Genomic DNA, 17270 nt, shown 5'->3' on the forward strand with positions numbered 1-17270 from the left:
CATCATGACCGTCACCGACCAGCTGGTCCCGGGGAGCGCACCGCTCGACGACGAGGGGGCGGCGCTCCGCGAGTCCGCGGCGGAGCACCTGTGGCTGCACTTCTCCCGGCAGAGCGTGCTGGAGCGGCACGGCGTGCCGATCATCGTGCGCGGCGAGGGCCACCACATCTTCGACGACCGCGGCAAGCGGTACATCGACGGCCTCTCGGGCCTCTTCGTCGTGAACGCCGGCCACGGCCGCAAGCGGCTCGCGGAGGCGGCGGCCAAGCAGGCGAACCAGCTGGCCTTCTTCCCGATCTGGTCCTACGCCCACCCGTCCGCCATCCGGCTCGCCGAACGCCTCGCCGACGAGGCCCCCGGCGACCTGAACCGGGTGTTCTTCTCCACGGGCGGCGGTGAGGCGGTCGAGACCGCGTTCAAGCTCGCGAAGCACTACTTCAAGCTCACCGGCAAGCCGACCAAGCACAAGGTCATCTCCCGAGCGATCGCCTACCACGGCACGCCGCAGGGCGCGCTCGCCCTCACCGGCATCCCCGCCATGAAGCAGATGTTCGAGCCGCTCACGCCGGGCGGCTTCCGCGTGCCGAACACGAACATCTACCGCGCGGAGGAGATGAACGCGCCGACGGATCCGGAGGCGTTCGGCCGCTGGGCCGCCGACCGGATCGAGGAGCAGATCCTCTTCGAGGGCCCGGAGACGGTCGCGGCCGTCTTCCTCGAGCCCGTGCAGAACTCGGGCGGCTGCTTCCCGCCCCCTCCCGGCTACTTCCACCGCGTGCGGCAGATCTGCGACAAGTACGACGTGCTCCTCGTCTCCGACGAGGTCATCTGCGCGTTCGGCCGGATCGGCAACACCTTCGCCTGCGACACGTACGGCTACCTGCCCGACATGATCACCTGCGCGAAGGCGATGACGAGCGGCTACTCCCCCATCGGCGCCACGATCGTCTCCGACCGGATCTACGAGCCGTTCTCGAGCGGCACGGCCTCGTTCCCGCACGGCTACACGTTCGGCGGCCACCCGGTCTCGGCCGCGGTCGCCCTCGAGAACCTCGACATCTTCGAGGAGGAGGGCCTGAACGCGCACGTGCGGGAGAACTCCCCGAGGTTCCGGGCCGCGCTCGAGCGGCTGACCGACCTGCCGATCGTCGGGGACGTGCGCGGCGACGGGTACTTCTTCGGGATCGAGCTCGTGAAGGACAAGGCCACGAAGGAGACCTTCGACGACGCCGAGTCCGAGCGGCTGCTGCGCGGCTTCCTCTCCACCGCCCTGTTCGACGCCGGGCTGTACTGCCGGGCCGACGACCGCGGCGACCCCGTCATCCAGCTCGCCCCGCCGCTCACCATCGGCCAGCGCGAGTTCGACGAGATCGAGGGCATCCTGCGCGGCGTGCTCACGGAGGCGTGGGCGCACCTGTGATCGACGGGCGTGCGCTCTGGCTCGAGACGATCGAGCGGAGGGACCGCCCGCCGCTGCCCGGTGACACCCGCGCCGACGTCTGCATCGTCGGAGCCGGGTTCACCGGGCTCTGGACCGCCCTCGGCGTTTTCGCGCGCGAGCCGGACGCCACCGTGGTCGTGGTCGAGCAGGCGTTCGCGGGCTTCGGGGCGTCCGGCCGCAACGGCGGCTGGTGCTCCGCCCTCTTCCCCGTCTCCGGCGCGGAGCTCGCCCGGCGGCACGGGCGGGACGCCGCGATCCGGATGCGCACGGCGCTGCACGACACGGTGGACGAGGTGGGCCGTGCCGGCGCCGCGCTCGGCATCGACTTCGACTACGTGAAGGGCGGCACCCACTCGCTCGTGCGATCGGCGGTCGCCCGCCAGGGCGCCGAGGCCGAGATCGAGGACGCCGCGGCGCTCGGCCTGCCCGCTCCCGAGTGGCGGGACCGGGAGCCGCTCGGCACGACGCTGTTCGATCCGCAGTGCGCCCGCATCTCCCCCGGCAGGCTCGTCGGCGGCCTCGCGATCGCCGCGGAGGACCGGGGCGTGCGGATCCACGAGGGCACGACGGCGCTCGCCGTGCATCCGCACGAGGTGCTCACCGACCTCGGCGTCGTCCGGGCCGACCGGGTGGTCGTCGCGGCGGAGGCCTGGGCCGCCCGACTCCCCGGGTTCCGGCGCCGCGTGCTGCCGCTCTACTCCCTCATGATCGCGACCGAGCCGCTGCCGGAGTCCACCTGGGCCGACATCGGCCTCGAGCACGGCGAGACCGTCACCGACTTCCGTCACCTGCTCGTCTACGGGCAGCGCACCGCCGACGACCGGCTCGCGTTCGGCGGCCGCGGCGCCCGCTACCACGCCGGCAGCACGGTGCGGCCGGCGTGGGACGTCTCGCCGCGGGTGTTCGCGCACCTCGAGCACACGCTCGCCGAGCTGTTCCCCGCCGCCGCAGGAGCGCGGATCACGCACCGCTGGGGCGGCCCGATCGGTGTACCGCGGGACTGGCATCCGGCGGTCGTGCCGCTGCGCGGTGGCGTCGTCTGGGCCGGAGGATACGTCGGCGACGGCGTCGCCGCCACGAACCTCGCCGGCCGCACGATCGCGGACCTCGTCACCGGGCGGGACACCGAGCTCACCACGCTGCCGTGGGTCGGGCACGTGCCGCCGCGGTGGGAGCCGGAGCCGCTGCGCGTGCTCGGTGTGAACGCCGTGGTCGCCGCCAGCGGGCTCGCGGACGCCGAGGAACGCCTCACCGGCGCACCGTCGCGGATCGCCGCCGCCGTCACACGCCTCGGGCTCCGATAGGCGTGGGGAGGCTCGGCTCGTAGGCTGGGGCGGATCGAAGGAGCCGACGCTGTCCTACACGACGACCGCCCGCAGGGACTCGCCACCGCACCCCCGCCGGGTCGACGCGAGGAGCATCGGCGTCCTGATCCTGTTCCTCGCGATCGCGTACGCGGTGGCGGCGTTCGGCGCCGTGACGACGATCACGGCCGTCGACGGCTGGTACGCGCACTCCCCGCACGTCATGTGGACCCCGCCGAACGCCGCCTTCGGCCCGGTGTGGGCCGTGCTGTACACGCTGATCGCGGTCGCGGGCTGGCTCGTCTGGCGGCGCAACGAGAACCGCGTGGCGCGGATCGCCCTCCCGCTCTTCGTGGCGCAGCTCGTGCTGAACAGCCTCTGGACGCCGCTCTTCTTCGGCGGCTACGCGCTGGTCGGGCCCGCGGCGCTCTGGATCGCGCTCCTCGTGATCCTCACCCTCGACCTCCTCGTCGCCGCGACCATCGCGGCGTTCTGGCCCGTCTCCCGGGTCGCCGCGCTCCTGCTGGTGCCCTACCTGCTCTGGATCCTCTACGCGAGCACGTTGAACTGGGGCGACGCCGCCCTGGTCGCCCTCGCGTGATCCGCTCCTCCACAGGCGTCTTGAGCGCCGCCCGGACGGCGCTTCCCGCCCTCGAGTCCCGCTCGGGGGCGGGCACCGCCGTACCGTCCCGGCCGTGGTGCTCCAGAACCCCCTCCGCTATCCGATGACCGTCACGACCGGCGCCGACGGCGTCGCCCGCTGCCCGTGGGCCGCGCCCGGCGAGTACGCGCGCTACCACGACGAGGAGTGGGGCGTCCCCCTGCACGGCGACGTGCCGCTCTTCGAGAAGCTGTCGCTCGAGGGCTTCCAGTCCGGCCTGTCATGGATCGTGGTGCTGCGCAAGCGGCCCGCCTTCCGCGAGGCGTTCGCCGGGTTCGAGCCCGAGCGGGTGGCCGCGTTCGACGACGACGACCTCGCGCGGCTCCTCGCGGACGCGGGCATCGTGCGCAACCGGATGAAGATCCAGGCGGTCGTGTCGAACGCCCGCGCCGTCGCCGCGCTCCGCGAGCGGGACGGAGAGGGGGCGCTCGATCGCCTGGTCTGGTCGCATGCGCCCGAGCCGCGCTCGCCACCCGATCGGCCGACCGGGATGGACGACGTGCCGTCCTCGACGCCCGAGTCGGCCGCGCTCGCGAAGGCCCTGAAGGCCGCGGGCCTCACCTTCGTCGGCCCCGTCACGGTCTACGCCCTCATGCAGTCCGCGGGCCTCGTCGACGACCACGTGCAGGGCTGCTTCCGCGCCGACGCCGCTTCCTGAGGCCCCTTCGCGCCGGCCGACCCGCGACCGCCACCTCGGTTCTGCTGTCCGCACGGACAACTGCTCGCGTTTCAGCGGCAGCAGTTGTCCGTGCGGACAGCAGACATGGGCTCTCGCCGCTGCCTCGTGGCGCTCGGGTCAGCCCGGGAGGCGGCCCAGCCCGTCGGCGATCGGGATCGCGGCGAGCAGCCGCCGCGTGTAGGGGTGCTGCGGGTTCGACCACACCTGGTCGGTCGGCCCCTCCTCGACGATGCGGCCGGCCTGCATGACCGCGATGCGGTCGGCGATCACCCGCACCACGGACAGGTCGTGGCTGATGAACAGCAGCGACGCGCCCTGCTGCAGGGCGACGTCCCGCATGAGGGTCGCGATGCGCTCCTGCAGGCTCGCGTCGAGCGACGCGATCGGCTCGTCGCCGATCAGCACCTCCGGCGCCGCCGCCATCGCCCTGGCGATCGCGATCCGCTGGCGCTGCCCACCGGAGAACTCGTACGGGTACCGCGACGCGACCGCCGGCTCGAGGCCCACCTGCTCGAGCAGCGCCGCGATCGGCAGGGCTTCGGATCCGGCGATCCTCCGGGCGTCCTCGATCTGCTCACCCACGCGGCGGCGGGGGTTCAGCGACGCGTACGGGTTCTGGAAGACCATCTGGATGCGCCGCTGCCGCACCTCCCGCGGCCGCAGCCCGAGCCGCTTCACGGGCTCGCCGTCGAAGCGGATCGCGCCGGAGGCGAGCGGCTCCAGGCCGCACACCGCTCGGGCGAGGGTCGACTTGCCGCAACCCGACTCACCCACCAGCCCGAGCACCTCCCCCGTGCCGAGGGTGAGGCTCACGCCGTCGACGGCGGTCAGCACCCGGCGTCCCGGCTGTCGGTAGTTCACCGTCGCGTGATCGATCTCGAGTCGGGCGGTCATGGCTGCACCTCGTCCTGCTCGACGCCGGCGCCGGGGGGCGGCGTGCTCGGCAGGGCGGCGATGAGCTCCTTCGCGTAGTCCGTCTGCGGCTCCCGGATCACCTGGTACCGGGTCCCGTGCTCGACGACCTCACCCGTCCGCATCACCGCGACCGTGTCCGCGACCGCCGACATGACGCCGAGGTCGTGGGTGACGAGCAGCACGGCGAGCCCGAGGTCGTCGGTCAGCTCCCGCAGCAGCCGCAGGATCCCGGCCTGCACCGTGACGTCGAGCGCGGTGGTCGGCTCGTCGGCGATGAGCACGGCCGGCTCGCAGGCGATCGCGATCGCGATCGCGATGCGCTGCAGCTGGCCGCCGGAGAACTGGTGCGGGTAGCGGCGCACCGCGGCCTGCGGATCCGGCACCCGCACCCGCTCGAGCAGCTCGACCGCGCGCTGCATGGCGGCCCTCCTGTCGAGGTGCAGATGGTGCCGCAGGTGGTCGGTCAGCTGCGTGCCGATCGACAGCATCGGCTGCAGGCTCGCGGTCGGGTCCTGGAACACCATCGCGATGCGACGCCCGCGGAGGCGGTTCATCGCCCGCGGCGACAGGCCGAGCAGGTTCGGCACGCCGTCCCGCTCGTCGTCGAAGGCGATGGTGCCGGACACCTTGGAGCCGGCCGGCTGGAGCCCGATCACGGCGAGGCCCGTCATCGTCTTGCCGGACCCCGATTCACCGGCGAGCCCGGTGATCGCGCCGCCCGGCGCCTCGAGGTCGATGCCGCGCAGCACCTCCGAGCGGCCGATGGTCAGCCGGAGGTCCGAGATCCGCAGCCCACTCATACCGTCGTCCCCTGCACGGCGCCCGCGGTACGGGGGTCGAGGGCGTCGCGCAGCGCGTCGCCGAGGAAGTTGAAGGCGACGACCACCGAGAAGATCGCGAGCCCCGGGAAGGTGGCGAGCCACCAGCTCGAGAACTGCTGCACCCCGTCGGCCACCATCGAGCCCCACTCCGGGGTCGGCGGCACGGCACCGAGCCCGAGGAACGAGAGCCCGGACAGCAGCAGGATCTGGTTGCCGAAGTCGAGGGTCCCGAGCACGCCCATCGGTGCTGCCACGTTGGGCAGCACGTCGCGGCGCAGGGAGGTGAACGGTCCCGCGCCGAGCAGCCGGCCCGCGATCACGTACTCCTGGCCGCGGGCGCCGAGCACGAGCGCCCGCATCACGCGGGCGTAGTTCGGCCAGTTCACGAAGATGAGTGCGACGACCGCGTTCGTGAGGCTGGGCCCAAGGGCGGCCGCCACGACCATCGCGAGGATGATCGTCGGGAAGGCGAACACGAGGTCCGCGATGCGCATGATGACCTCGTCGACGGCCCCGCCGACGTAGCCGGCGACGGCGCCGAGCACGCTGCCGATCAGCAGCGACGCGACGACGAGCACGACCGCGAGTGGCAGCGACACCTGCGAACCCCACAGCGTCCGGGAGAACACGTCGCGGCCGAGCTCGTCGGTGCCGAACCAGTGCGCGGCGCTCGGGGCGGTGAGCACGGCGGCGGACTGCTTCAGCGGATCCTGGATGGGGAGCACCGGCACCAGGACGGCGATCAGCACCCAGAGGACGATGACGGTGGCGCCGATGACGGCGAGCGGGCGGCGCCAGGCTGCGGGCAGCGCGATCCGCCGGCGGGGCGGGGCGAGCACGGCGGCGGTCATCCGACACGCACCCGCGGGTCGACGAACCCGTACACGACGTCGATCACGAAGTTCGTCCCGATGTAGACGAAGCCGACGATGAGGCCCACGCCGAGCACGGCGGGCAGGTCAAGGGCGGTGGCGGCACGGAAGGCGTACTGGCCGATGCCGCCCCAGGCGAAGACCTGCTCGGTGAGCACGGTGCCGGACAGCAGCGAGCCGAAGGCGAGGCCCACGATCGTGAGGATCGGCAGCAGGGCGCCGCGGAGCACGTACCGGAAGACGACCTGGCCGGCGGGCAGGCCCTTCGCCCGGGCGGCGCGGACGTAGTCCTGGTTCAGCACGTCGAGGATGGCGGAGCGCGAGAACCGCACGAGCAGCCCCACCGTGTAGAGGATGAGCACGAGCCCGGGCAGCGCGAGGTGCGAGAGCGCGTCGACGAACACCGGGAACTGACCGGCGAGCAGCGCATCCACGGTGTACATCCCGGTGACGGTCGGCGGCGGCGTGGTCGCCGGATCGAGCCGGCCGGACCCGGGGGCCCAGTGCAGCACGAAGAAGAACAGGAAGTAGGCCGCGACTGCGAGCCAGAACGTGGGCACGGAGATGCCCAGCAGGGACACGACCCGGATCACCTGGTCGGAGAACCGGTTCTGCGTGAGCGCGGAGATGAGGCCGAGCCCGAGCCCGATGATCACCGACAGCACGATCACGAACAGGGCGAGCTCGACCGTCGCCGGGAAGGCGGCGGCCAGATCCTGCGTGACGGGGTTGTGCGTCTGGATCGACGTGCCAAGGTCCCCGTGCAGCAGGTGGCCGAGGTAGATCAGGTACTGCTGCACCAGCGGCTTGTCGAGGCCCTGGGCGGCCTTGAACGCCGCGACGATCTTCGGATCCGACGACGCCCGCTCCCCCAGCGCCGCGGTGACGGGGCTCGCCGGGACGAGGTTCGTCAGCACGAAGGTGACGATCGTCACGCCGATGAGCAGCAGGAACGAGATGAGCAGCCGGATCCCGAGGTAGCGGACCAGCGGGGTCGCGAAGCGGCTGCCCGGGCGCTCAGCCCGGGCAGCCGTCTCCGCTCGTTCGTCGATCAGTGTCACGTGATGGCGGCCAGGTCCACCGTCCAGACCGCGTTCGGCTGCACGTCGTTGACCGACGACGCGGTGACGATGTACTGGGCCGGCTGCAGCAGCGGCACGAACGGACCGTTCGCGTTCGCGGCCTTCTGCCAGGCCTCGTAGGCGGCGGCGCGGGCGTCACCGGTGGCGGCGGTCGCCGCCTCCTTGGCCTTCGTCACCTCGGGCGACATGGTCTTGGCCCACCCGGCACGGAGGCCGAGGGCCTCACCGGGGCTGAAGGTGGTGTAGTCCGAGGGATCCGGGAAGTCCGGGCCCCAGTACATCAGCCCGGCCTGCAGCTTGCCGGCGCGGTACGCGTCGAGCAGCGTGGAGATCGGGGTGCCGGCGAGCTTCACCGTGATGCCGGCCGCCTGCAGCTGCGACTGGACCTTCTGCGCGAGCGTCGAGAACTCGACGCCGGACAGGGTCGCATCCGTCGGGTAGGACAGCGTGAGCGTCTGACCCGAGTAGCCCGCCTTCGAGAGGGCGGCCTTGGCGGCCGCCGCGTCGTAGGTGTTGGTCGCGTCCGGCGTGATCGCACCCAGGAACTGCGACGGCACCATGCCGCCCGGCTGGGTCGAGCCCTCACCGGCGACCGCGAGGATGTCCGGGTAGTTCAGGCCCTTGCGCACGGCGGTGACGAAGTCGGGATTGTTCGTGACGCCCTTGCCGTAGGTCGGGTTCTGGTTCAGCCAGAGATACCCGACGTCGGGTGAGGTGCTCTTGTGCACCTTCAGGCTGGAACCGATGCCCGCCACCTGCTGGGCGTTCAGGCCGGTCGCGACCTGCGCCTGGCCGCCCTGCACGTCGATCTTCTGCGACGGCCCGGTGACGTTCTGCAGCACGACCTTGCCGTAGACCGGCTTGGTACCGACGTAGTGCGGGTTCGGCCCGAACACGACCTTGGTCGTGGCGCTGTAGGACGTGAGCTCGTAGGGGCCCGAGCCGGCCGAGGTGCCGTTCAGGAACTGCTCCGCGGCGTCGTCCTTCGTGGTCGTCCCGCCGTGCTTCTGCACGAGCTTGGAGTCGAGCACGCCGAGCGACGGGTTCGGGAGGATGAACGGGAGCGCCGGGTTCGGGTTCGGGTCCGTGATCGTCATCGTGGTCGAGCTCGTCTTCGCGATGTCGAGCGGCTTGCCGGTCGCCTGGTCGCTGAGCAGGAACGACGGGTTGCCGGCGATCGCCTGCACCCGCTTGTACGACCAGACGATGTCGTCGATGGTCACCGGGTCGCCCGACGAGAACACGTGCTTGCCGTTCAGCGTCAGGGTCAGCACCTTGTTGTCCGGGGACTCGGAGAAGGTGGTGAGCTGCGGCAGGGGCTTCGTCGTGTCGGAGCCCTTGAACGTGAGCGCCGTCTCGTAGAGGGCCTTGTCGACGATCGAGCCGGTGAGCTCGAACGCGCGCGCCGGGTCGGACGTCTTCAGGTCGAAGGTGTTGTCGACCACGAGGGTCTTGGTGGCGCCGCCGCTGCTGCTCGACGAGCTGCCGCCGGCGGAGCATCCGGCGAGCACGAGCACGGAGGCGACGGCGGCAGCGCCGAGCGCTGCGGGACGGACGGGTACGCGGGTCATGCGTCTCCAATGGCTAGGTGCAGGAAGCATCAGGCTAGGCGCACGACGGTTTCGCCCGCGTTTCGTGACGGCGCGTCAGCGAGGCAGCTCCGTCGGGGAGCGCGTACCCGCGAACCGGACGTCGGTGGCGCGCAGCACCCGGAGCACGTTCCCGCCGGTCAGGGCGGCGAGGTCGGATGCGCTCCAGCCACGCCGGGCGAGCTCGGCGAGCAGGTCGGGGAAGCAGTCGACGCCGGAGAGCCCCTCCGGGAACTCGTCGTAACCGTCGAAGTCGCTCCCGAGCCCGATGTGCCGCACGCCGGCCGTCTCGCGGGCGTGCTCGATGTGGTCGGCGACGCGGGCCATCGGTACGACGGGCGGGGCGTCGAGGCGGTCGCCGTCGAACCAGTGCCGGTAGTCGTCGTCCACGAACTGCGGGACGAACGCGATCATGATCACGCCGCCGTTGCCGGCGAGGCGGACGAGCACGTCGTCGGGCACGTTGCGCGGATGGTCGGTGAGGGCGCGGCAGCTGCTGTGGCTGAAGATGACGGGCGAGTCGGTGATGTCGAGCGCCGCGTGCATCGTGGCGGGCGACACGTGGGACAGGTCGACGAGGACGCCCAGGCGGTTCAGCTCCCGCACCATCGCGCGGCCGCGGTCGGTCAGGCCGCCGTGGCGGGGCTCGTCGGTCGCCGAGTCCGCCCAGGCCGTGTTCCGGTTGTGCGTGAGCGTGAGGTAGCGGACGCCGAGCGCCGCGAGCATCCGCAGCACCGCGGGCGAGTCCGCGAGGCTGTGGCCGCCCTCGGCGCCGAGGAACGACGCGATCCGGTCCGTCGCCCTCGCGGTCTCGACGTCGGCGGCGGACCGGGCGAGCAGGAAGTCCTCCGGGTAGGCCTCCGCCATCCGGTGCACCCAGTCGATCTGCTCGAGCGTCTGGGCGACGTGGTCCGCGCCCTTGGACTCGTCCTCGACGAAGACGCTCCAGAACTGGCCGCCGACCCGGCCGCGCCGCAGCCGGAGCAGATCGGTGTCGCCGGGCAGCGGCCCTTCGAGGCCTTCGAGGGTGCCGCCCCGCGTGATGCGGGTCTCCCACGGCCAGTCGTTGTGGCCGTCGATCACGGGTGCGAGCTCGAGAGCCCGTTCCACCGCTTCCAGCGCCCGCGTCTCCGAGATCCTCGCCACGCTCCGAGGCTAGCCGGGCATCGCTCCGCGTCGGTCCCCGCCGCCGGTCACTCGACGATGAGCACCACGTCGTGCTCGCCGCGCGGCGCCATCCGCAGCCCGGCGGTCGGCGCCCAGGCGAGCAGGTCGTCGCGGGAGTGCAGCTCGGGCGCCGCCAGCGCCAGCCGGCGGGCGAGGTCGCCCTTCGCGTGCTTGTTGAAGTGGTTCAGCGCTCGTCCGCATGCGGCGTCGTCGACGTGCAGCACGGCGCTGCCGGCCGGCGCCGGCCCGAGCGCGGCGTACGCGGCGGACCGGGCGTCGAGCACCCAGTCCCGCTCGCGGGCGAGGGCACGGCCGACCGGCTGCGCCCAGTGCCGCTTGAGCGGGAGCCCTGGCAGCGCGGTCGAGCCCGACAGCCGGTACGCCGGGATGGGGTCGGCCGGCGACAGCAGCCCGAACAGCGCCGAGGCGATCAGCACCTGCTCGTCGAGCCACGCTCGCGCGACCATCGGCAGGGAGCCCGCATCGAGGGCGTCGTAGACGACGCCGGTGTAGCGCAGGACCGCGGGCAGCACCGGCGCACGCCGCAGACGGGCGTTCCGGTCGATCTCCCCCGCGAGCTTCGGGCCGAGGTGCAGCACCCTGGCCGCCTCCGCCCGGTCCGCCGACAGCGCGACCACGGCGTCGAGCACCGCCGAGCGGCCGGGGTTCAGCGCCGGCCGGCTGAGGCGACCGAGGGCGAGACGCCCGCTGCCGCCGTCCGATTTCGACTCGGACGGCGGCAGCAGCAGCTTCACTTCAGTGTCCCCGGAGACGGGGACCCGGTCACCGCAGCAGCTCCACGGAGCGTGCGGCGATGGTCACCACGTCGTTCTGCAACGAGATGAACCCGTCGTCGGCCTTCGCCGTGACGCGGCCGCCGTCGGTGGTGTGGATGCGCACCTCGCCGGCCGCGAGGATGCCGAGCACGGGCGTGTGGCCCGCGAGCAGGCCGATCTCGCCCACCTGGGTGCGCGCGACGACCATCTGGGCACGTCCGGCCCAGACCTGCTCGTCCGCCGAGACGACGGTGACCTCGAGGTCCGCCATGAGCTAGCCGTTCTCCTTCTGGATCTGGGCCCACTTCTCCTCGACGTCCGAGATGGAGCCGACGTTGAAGAACGCCTGCTCCGCCACGTCGTCGAAGTCGCCCTTCACGATCGCGTCGAACGACTCGATCGTCTCCTTCAGCGGCACGGTCGAGCCCTCGACGCCGGTGAACTTCGTCGCCATGTAGGTGTTCTGCGAGAGGAACTGCTGGATCCGGCGCGCACGCGACACCGTGATCTTGTCCTCCTCGGAGAGCTCGTCGACACCGAGGATCGCGATGATCTCCTGCAGCTCCTTGTTCTTCTGCAGGATCTGCTTCACGTTCGTCGCCACCCGGTAGTGGTCCTCGCCCAGGTACCGGGGGTCGAGGATGCGGGACGTCGACGCCAGCGGGTCGACCGCCGGGTAGAGGCCGCGGGACGCGATCTCGCGGGAGAGCTCGGTCGTCGCGTCGAGGTGCGCGAACGTCGTCGCGGGCGCCGGGTCGGTGTAGTCGTCGGCCGGCACGTAGATCGCCTGCAGCGAGGTGATCGAGTGGCCGCGCGTGGAGGTGATGCGCTCCTGGAGCACACCCATCTCATCCGCGAGGTTCGGCTGGTAGCCCACCGCGGAGGGCATGCGGCCGAGCAGCGTCGACACCTCGGAGCCGGCCTGCGTGAACCGGAAGATGTTGTCGATGAAGAGCAGCACGTCCTGGTTCTGCACGTCGCGGAAGTACTCCGCCATCGTCAGCGCGGACAGCGCGACGCGGAGGCGCGTCCCGGGCGGCTCGTCCATCTGGCCGAAGACGAGGGCGGTCTTGTCGAAGACGCCCGCCTCCTCCATCTCGCCGATGAGGTCGTTGCCCTCGCGGGTGCGCTCACCGACGCCCGCGAACACCGACACACCACCGTGGTTGGCCGCGACCCGGTAGATCATCTCCTGGATGAGCACGGTCTTCCCGACGCCCGCACCGCCGAACAGGCCGATCTTCCCGCCCTGCACGTACGGGGTGAGGAGGTCGATGACCTTGATGCCGGTCTCGAACAGCTGCGTCTTGCTCTCGAGCTGGTCGAAGGCCGGGGGCTTGCGGTGGATCGGCCAGCGCTCGGTGATCTCGAGCTTCTCGCCCTCCTGCAGGTTCAGCACGTCACCGATCACGTTGAAGACGTGACCCTTCGTGACGTCGCCGACCGGCACCGAGATGGCGGAGCCGGTGTCGCGCACCTCCTGGCCGCGGACCATGCCGTCCGTCGGCTTCAGCGCGATGGCGCGCACGAGGTCGTCACCGAGGTGCTGCGCGACCTCGAGCGTGATCTCGGTGCTCTCCTCGCCCATGACGATCGTCGTCTTCAGGGCGTTGTAGATCTCGGGGATCGAGTCGTGCGGGAACTCGATGTCGACGACCGGGCCGGTGACCCGCGCGACGCGGCCCACCCCGACCTCGCCCGAGTGCCGGTGGGTCTCAACGGCGACTGCTGAGCTCATGTCTCTCGCCTCTCCTTCTCTGCCTCAGCCGGCCAGCGCGTCCGCGCCACCGACGATCTCGGCGATCTGCTGGGTGATCTCCTGCTGCCTGGCGTTGTTCGCGAGGCGCGTGTACTCCCGGATGAGGGCGTCGGCGTTGTCGCTCGCCGCCTTCATGGCCCGCTGCGTCGCCGCGTGCTTGCTCGCCGCCGACTCGAGCATCGCGGCGTAGATCCGCGACTCGATGTAGACGGGCAGCAGCGCGTCGAGCACCTCGCCGGCGTCGGGCTCGAACTCGTACAGCGGCAGCGCCGTCTGGTCGCCCGGCTCCTCGACGCCCTCGACGACCTCGAGCGGCAGCAGGCGCAGCATCTCGGGGGTCTGGGTGAGCATCGACACGAAGCGGTTGTAGACGATGTGGATCTCGTCGACGCCGCCCTCGTCCGTGTCCTGGATGAAGTGCTGCACGACCGCCTCGGCGATCTCGCGCGCGGTCTCGACGTCGGGATTGTCCGTGCCGCCGACCCAGTCGCGCACGTACTCGCGGCGACGGAACCGGTAGTAGCCCACGGCCTTGCGGCCGACGAGGTAGGAGACGACCTCCTTGCCCTCGCTGCGGAGCAGCTCCGCGAGCTCCTCGCTCTTGCGCAGCACGTTCGAGTTGAAGGCACCGGCGAGCCCGCGGTCGGAGGAGAGCACCACGATCGCGGCGCGCCGCGGGTTCTCCTTCTCCCGGGTGAGCACGTGGTCGACGTTCGTGTAGGTCGCCACCGCCGACACCGCACGCGTCACGGCGCGCGAGTACGGCAGGCTCGCCGCGACGCGCTGCTGCGCCTTCGCGATCCGCGACGCCGAGATCAGCTCCATGGCGCGAGTGATCTTCTTCGTCGTCTGCGCGGACCGGATGCGACCCCGGTACTCGCGGACCTGTGCTGGCACGAGCGGCTACCTGCGGTTCTTCTGGATCGTGGCCTGCTCCACGTCGTCGCGGTCGGCGGCCTCGAAGCTCTCGTGGCCGACCGAGTCGAGCGGCTTGCCCTCACCCGTCGTGAACTGCTTCTTGAACTCGTCGACCGCGTCGCCGAGCGCCGCGACGGTGTCGTCGTCGAGCACGTTGCGCTCACGGAGGGTGGTGAGGATCTCCGTGTTGTGCTTCAGGTAGTCGAGCAGCTCGCGCTCGAACCGGAGCACGTCCTCGACAGGCACCTCGTCGAGCTTGCCGTTCGTGCCGGCCCAGATCGAGACGACCTGGTCCTCCACGGGGTACGGCGAGTACTGCGGCTGGCGCAGCAGCTCGGTGAGGCGGGCACCGCGGGCGAGCTGCCGGCGGCTGGCGGCGTCGAGGTCGGACGCGAACATCGCGAACGCCTGCAGGGACCGGTACTGCGCGAGCTCGAGCTTCAGGGTGCCGGACACCTTCTTGATGCTCTTGACCTGCGCGTCGCCGCCGACCCGGGAGACCGAGATGCCCACGTCGACCGCCGGACGCTGGTTCGCGTTGAAGAGGTCGGACTGCAGGAAGATCTGGCCGTCCGTGATCGAGATCACGTTGGTCGGGATGTACGCCGACACGTCGTTCGCCTGCGTCTCGATGAGCGGGAGGCCCGTCATCGAGCCGGAGCCGAGCTCCTCGGAGAGCTTCGCGCAGCGCTCCAGCAGGCGGGAGTGCAGGTAGAACACGTCGCCCGGGTAGGCCTCGCGGCCCGGCGGGCGGCGCAGGAGCAGCGACACGGCGCGGTAGGCCGCGGCCTGCTTCGACAGGTCGTCGAACACGATGAGGACGTGCTTGCCCTGGTACATCCAGTGCTGGCCGATGGCCGACCCGGTGTACGGGGCGAGGTACTTGAAGCCGGCCGGGTCGGACGCGGGCGCGGCGACGATGGTCGTGTACTCCATCGCGCCGGCGTCCTCGAGGGCGCCGCGCACCGAGGCGATCGTGGAGCCCTTCTGGCCGATCGCGACGTAGATGCAGCGCACCTGCTTCGTCGGGTCGCCGGACTCCCAGTTCGCGCGCTGGTTGATGATCGCGTCGATCGCGATGGCGGTCTTGCCGGTCTGGCGGTCGCCGATGATCAGCTGGCGCTGGCCGCGGCCGATCGGGATCATCGCGTCGATCGCCTTGATGCCGGTCTGCAGCGGCTCGTGCACGCTCTGGCGCGCCATCACGCCGGGCGCCTGGAGCTCGAGCGCGCGGACCGCGTCGGTCTCGACGGGGCCGCGGCCGTCGAGCGGCTGGCCGAGCGGGTCCACGACACGACCGAGGTAGCCGTCCCCGACGGGCACGGAGAGGACCTCGCCGGTGCGGCGGACCTCCATGCCCTCCTCGATGCCCTCGAAGTCGCCGAGGACGATGACGCCGATCTCGTTCTCCTCGAGGTTCAGTGCGAGGCCGGAGGTGCCGTCCGAGAACCGGATGAGCTCGTTCGCCATCACGTTGGGCAGGCCCTCGACGTGCGCGATGCCGTCGGCGGCGTCGATCACGGTGCCGACCTCGGTCGCGGTGGTCTTGCCCGGGTCGTACGCGGCGACGAAGTCGGCGAGCGCGCTCCGGATGTCGTCGGGGCTGATGCTGAGATCGGTCATCGGATTCCTTCTTGAAGCAGCGAGGGAGGAGAGCGTCAGCCCGCGAGACGGAGACGCAGGTCGTCGAGGCGGGTGCGGACGGTGCCGTCGATCACGTCGTCGCCGATCGTGATCCGCACTCCCCCGATCAGCGCCGGATCGATCACCTGGTTGACCACGATTTTACGCCCGTAGGCGGCGGCGAGGCGCTCCTCGAGCGCCTTCACCTGGGGAGGCGTCAGAGCCTGCGCAGCGCTCGCCACGGCGATCAGACCGCCGCGCGAGTCGGCGATCCGGCGTTGCGCCTCCTGGAGCGACTCCACGATGCGGCGACCGCGAGGCAGCTGCACGAGGTGCCTCGCGAGCACCTGCGTCGGCTCGGCGGCGTTCACGAGCAGCCGGTCGACGAGCGCGACCCGCGCCTCGACCGGCGCCGAGGTGTTGCCGAGCGCCAACTCGGTCTCGGGCGAGCCGGTGACGGCCCGCTCGAGGGCGAACAGCTGGCCCTCGAGGTCGACGTCGTCCGCGGTGAGCGAGATGGCGCGGATACCCAGCTGCTCGAGCGCGTCGATGAGGTCGCCCGGCTCGGACCACCGCGACGCGGCCAGCGACTCGAGCACCTGGACGGTGCGCTTGTCGTAGGCCTTCCCGAAGACGCGCCGGACGAGCTCGACCTTCTGTTTGCCGGCGACGCCGACGTCCGCGAGGACGGAGGTGAGCTGCGGCGACGACGCGACCGCGCGCGCTGCGGCGAGCAGCTCCGCGCCGACCTCGTCGGACCCGGCCCGCCGCCGGCCGAGCAGGCCCGGCTTCAGCAGGTCGTCGAGCACGCCGACCGCGGCGGCGGTCGACTCCCGCGTCGCGGCGCCCATCAGCGCGCCGTGTCGAGGTCGAGCTCGGCGAGGAACCGGTCGACGAGCGCGGAGGCGTTCTTGTCATCCGCGAGGTGCTGACCGATCACCCCGGACGCGAGGTCGATCGCGAGCGAGCCGACCTCGGCGCGGAGCGACTGCACGGCGCTGGCGCGCTCGGCCTCGATCTGCGCCTGCGCCTGCGCGGTGATGCGCGCGGCCTCGGCCGACGCCTGCTCGCGCAGCTCGGCGATGATCCGCTTGCCGTCCTCGCGCGCCTGGTCGCGGATGCGGCCGGCCTCGGTCCGCGCCTCGGCGAGCTGCTCCTGGTACTGGTGCAGGACGCGCTCGGCCTCCTCGCGGGCGTGCTTGGCCTCGTCGATGCGGCCGGCGATCGCCTTGCTGCGCTCGTCCAGCAGCTGGTTGAGGCGCGGCAGCACCTTCCAGGTGAACAGCGCCACCAGCACGAGGAACGACAGCGCGCCCCAGATGAGGTCGGGCAGCGTCGGGATCAGCAGGCTGGCCTGCGACTCCGCGGCGATGATGTGGGTCTGCACGTGTTACTCCCTCCCCTTGCCTCGTACCGGACTTACGGGGACGGGAAGGGGATGAAGCCGATCGCGATCGCGATGAAGCAGAGGGCCTCGGTCAGCGCGATGCCCAGGAACATCAGCGAGGTGAGACGGCCCTGCAGCTCGGGCTGGCGGGCGACGGACTCGATCGTCTTGCCGACGATGATGCCGACGCCGATACCGGAGCCGATCGCTGCGAAGCCGAAGCCCAAGGCGGCGAGGTAGCCGACGATATGCATTCAGGGTTTCCTTTCGGTGAGG

Annotated in this window: 18 protein-coding genes; 4 read left to right on the top strand and 14 right to left on the bottom strand. The window is 71.5% G+C overall.

Annotated features, from left to right (window positions below; genetic code table 11):
* Positions 1–4: 4 nt before the first annotated feature.
* The 4 genes from VIG76_RS04530 (at position 5) to VIG76_RS04545 (ending at position 4064) form a co-directional block, all read left to right on the top strand.
* Entirely contained in the window at positions 5–1420 is a 1416-nt protein-coding gene (locus tag VIG76_RS04530; RefSeq protein ID WP_331951479.1) for an aspartate aminotransferase family protein, read from the top strand.
* On the top strand, positions 1417–2745 hold the full coding sequence (locus VIG76_RS04535) for an NAD(P)/FAD-dependent oxidoreductase (RefSeq protein WP_331951481.1): 1329 nt from the start codon (positions 1417–1419) through the stop codon (positions 2743–2745). Before VIG76_RS04530 ends, VIG76_RS04535 begins: the two co-directional genes overlap by 4 nt.
* 49 nt (positions 2746–2794) lie before the next feature.
* Entirely contained in the window at positions 2795–3346 is a 552-nt protein-coding gene (locus tag VIG76_RS04540; RefSeq protein WP_331951554.1) for a TspO/MBR family protein, read from the top strand.
* Positions 3347–3470: 124 nt separating this feature from the next.
* Entirely contained in the window at positions 3471–4064 is a 594-nt protein-coding gene (locus VIG76_RS04545; protein ID WP_331951556.1) for a DNA-3-methyladenine glycosylase I, read from the top strand.
* A 138-nt stretch (positions 4065–4202) separates the two neighbouring features.
* Here the strand turns inward: VIG76_RS04545 and VIG76_RS04550 are convergent, their stop codons facing one another.
* From VIG76_RS04550 to atpE, 14 genes are all read right to left on the bottom strand, one after another.
* The gene (locus VIG76_RS04550) at positions 4203–4979 is read right to left on the bottom strand and encodes an ABC transporter ATP-binding protein (protein ID WP_331951483.1); all 777 of its coding nucleotides are present in this window, start codon (positions 4977–4979) and stop codon (positions 4203–4205) included.
* A complete protein-coding gene (locus VIG76_RS04555) occupies positions 4976–5800 on the bottom strand; it encodes an ABC transporter ATP-binding protein (protein WP_331951485.1) in 825 nt (274 codons plus the stop codon). Before VIG76_RS04555 ends, VIG76_RS04550 begins: the two co-directional genes overlap by 4 nt.
* Positions 5797–6672 (bottom strand): ABC transporter permease, encoded by an 876-nt coding sequence (locus tag VIG76_RS04560; protein WP_331951487.1) that lies wholly within the window; start codon positions 6670–6672, stop codon positions 5797–5799. Before VIG76_RS04560 ends, VIG76_RS04555 begins: the two co-directional genes overlap by 4 nt.
* On the bottom strand, positions 6669–7754 hold the full coding sequence (locus VIG76_RS04565) for an ABC transporter permease (protein WP_331951489.1): 1086 nt from the start codon (positions 7752–7754) through the stop codon (positions 6669–6671). The genes VIG76_RS04560 and VIG76_RS04565 overlap by 4 nt, the downstream gene beginning before the upstream one ends.
* Positions 7751–9346, bottom strand: a complete 1596-nt coding sequence (locus tag VIG76_RS04570; RefSeq protein WP_331951491.1) for an ABC transporter substrate-binding protein — start codon at positions 9344–9346, stop codon at positions 7751–7753. The genes VIG76_RS04565 and VIG76_RS04570 overlap by 4 nt, the downstream gene beginning before the upstream one ends.
* Positions 9347–9421: 75 nt before the next feature.
* Entirely contained in the window at positions 9422–10510 is a 1089-nt protein-coding gene (locus VIG76_RS04575; RefSeq protein ID WP_331951493.1) for a dipeptidase, read from the bottom strand.
* Positions 10511–10557: 47 nt separating this feature from the next.
* Positions 10558–11286, bottom strand: a complete 729-nt coding sequence (locus VIG76_RS04580) for a YaaA family protein (RefSeq protein WP_331951495.1) — start codon at positions 11284–11286, stop codon at positions 10558–10560.
* A 28-nt stretch (positions 11287–11314) separates the two neighbouring features.
* Positions 11315–11578 (bottom strand): F0F1 ATP synthase subunit epsilon, encoded by a 264-nt coding sequence (locus tag VIG76_RS04585; protein WP_331951497.1) that lies wholly within the window; start codon positions 11576–11578, stop codon positions 11315–11317.
* Between the two features lie 3 nt (positions 11579–11581).
* Positions 11582–13045 carry a F0F1 ATP synthase subunit beta gene (gene atpD, locus VIG76_RS04590; RefSeq protein ID WP_331951499.1) on the bottom strand — a complete coding sequence of 488 codons (1464 nt, stop codon included), beginning with the start codon at positions 13043–13045 and terminating at the stop codon, positions 11582–11584.
* Between the two features lie 24 nt (positions 13046–13069).
* Positions 13070–13963, bottom strand: a complete 894-nt coding sequence (locus VIG76_RS04595) for a F0F1 ATP synthase subunit gamma (RefSeq protein WP_331951501.1) — start codon at positions 13961–13963, stop codon at positions 13070–13072.
* Positions 13964–13969: 6 nt separating this feature from the next.
* Positions 13970–15607 carry a F0F1 ATP synthase subunit alpha gene (gene atpA / locus VIG76_RS04600; RefSeq protein ID WP_331951503.1) on the bottom strand — a complete coding sequence of 546 codons (1638 nt, stop codon included), beginning with the start codon at positions 15605–15607 and terminating at the stop codon, positions 13970–13972.
* A 35-nt stretch (positions 15608–15642) separates the two neighbouring features.
* Positions 15643–16458, bottom strand: a complete 816-nt coding sequence (locus VIG76_RS04605; RefSeq protein ID WP_331951505.1) for a F0F1 ATP synthase subunit delta — start codon at positions 16456–16458, stop codon at positions 15643–15645.
* On the bottom strand, positions 16458–16994 hold the full coding sequence (locus VIG76_RS04610; RefSeq protein ID WP_331951507.1) for a F0F1 ATP synthase subunit B: 537 nt from the start codon (positions 16992–16994) through the stop codon (positions 16458–16460). Before VIG76_RS04610 ends, VIG76_RS04605 begins: the two co-directional genes overlap by 1 nt.
* A 32-nt stretch (positions 16995–17026) precedes the next feature.
* Positions 17027–17248 (bottom strand): F0F1 ATP synthase subunit C, encoded by a 222-nt coding sequence (gene atpE / locus VIG76_RS04615; RefSeq protein ID WP_279714428.1) that lies wholly within the window; start codon positions 17246–17248, stop codon positions 17027–17029.
* Positions 17249–17270 lie beyond the last annotated feature (22 nt).

This window comes from Amnibacterium sp., assembly GCF_036559085.1.
Taxonomy (GTDB): domain Bacteria; phylum Actinomycetota; class Actinomycetes; order Actinomycetales; family Microbacteriaceae; genus Amnibacterium.

What these genes read in the sequence shown, in the direction of transcription:
- VIG76_RS04530 (WP_331951479.1), top strand. Translation starts at nt 5, where the DNA reads ATGACCGTCACCGACCAGCTGGTCCCGGGGAGCGCACCGCTCGACGAC.
- VIG76_RS04545 (WP_331951556.1), top strand. Translation starts at nt 3,471, where the DNA reads ATGACCGTCACGACCGGCGCCGACGGCGTCGCCCGCTGCCCGTGGGCC.
- VIG76_RS04550 (WP_331951483.1), bottom strand. Translation starts at nt 4,979, where the DNA reads ATGACCGCCCGACTCGAGATCGATCACGCGACGGTGAACTACCGACAG.
- VIG76_RS04555 (WP_331951485.1), bottom strand. Translation starts at nt 5,800, where the DNA reads ATGAGTGGGCTGCGGATCTCGGACCTCCGGCTGACCATCGGCCGCTCG.
- VIG76_RS04560 (WP_331951487.1), bottom strand. Translation starts at nt 6,672, where the DNA reads ATGACCGCCGCCGTGCTCGCCCCGCCCCGCCGGCGGATCGCGCTGCCC.
- VIG76_RS04570 (WP_331951491.1), bottom strand. Translation starts at nt 9,346, where the DNA reads ATGACCCGCGTACCCGTCCGTCCCGCAGCGCTCGGCGCTGCCGCCGTC.
- VIG76_RS04585 (WP_331951497.1), bottom strand. Translation starts at nt 11,578, where the DNA reads ATGGCGGACCTCGAGGTCACCGTCGTCTCGGCGGACGAGCAGGTCTGG.
- atpD (WP_331951499.1), bottom strand. Translation starts at nt 13,045, where the DNA reads ATGAGCTCAGCAGTCGCCGTTGAGACCCACCGGCACTCGGGCGAGGTC.
- atpA (WP_331951503.1), bottom strand. Translation starts at nt 15,607, where the DNA reads ATGACCGATCTCAGCATCAGCCCCGACGACATCCGGAGCGCGCTCGCC.
- VIG76_RS04605 (WP_331951505.1), bottom strand. Translation starts at nt 16,458, where the DNA reads ATGGGCGCCGCGACGCGGGAGTCGACCGCCGCCGCGGTCGGCGTGCTC.
- atpE (WP_279714428.1), bottom strand. Translation starts at nt 17,248, where the DNA reads ATGCATATCGTCGGCTACCTCGCCGCCTTGGGCTTCGGCTTCGCAGCG.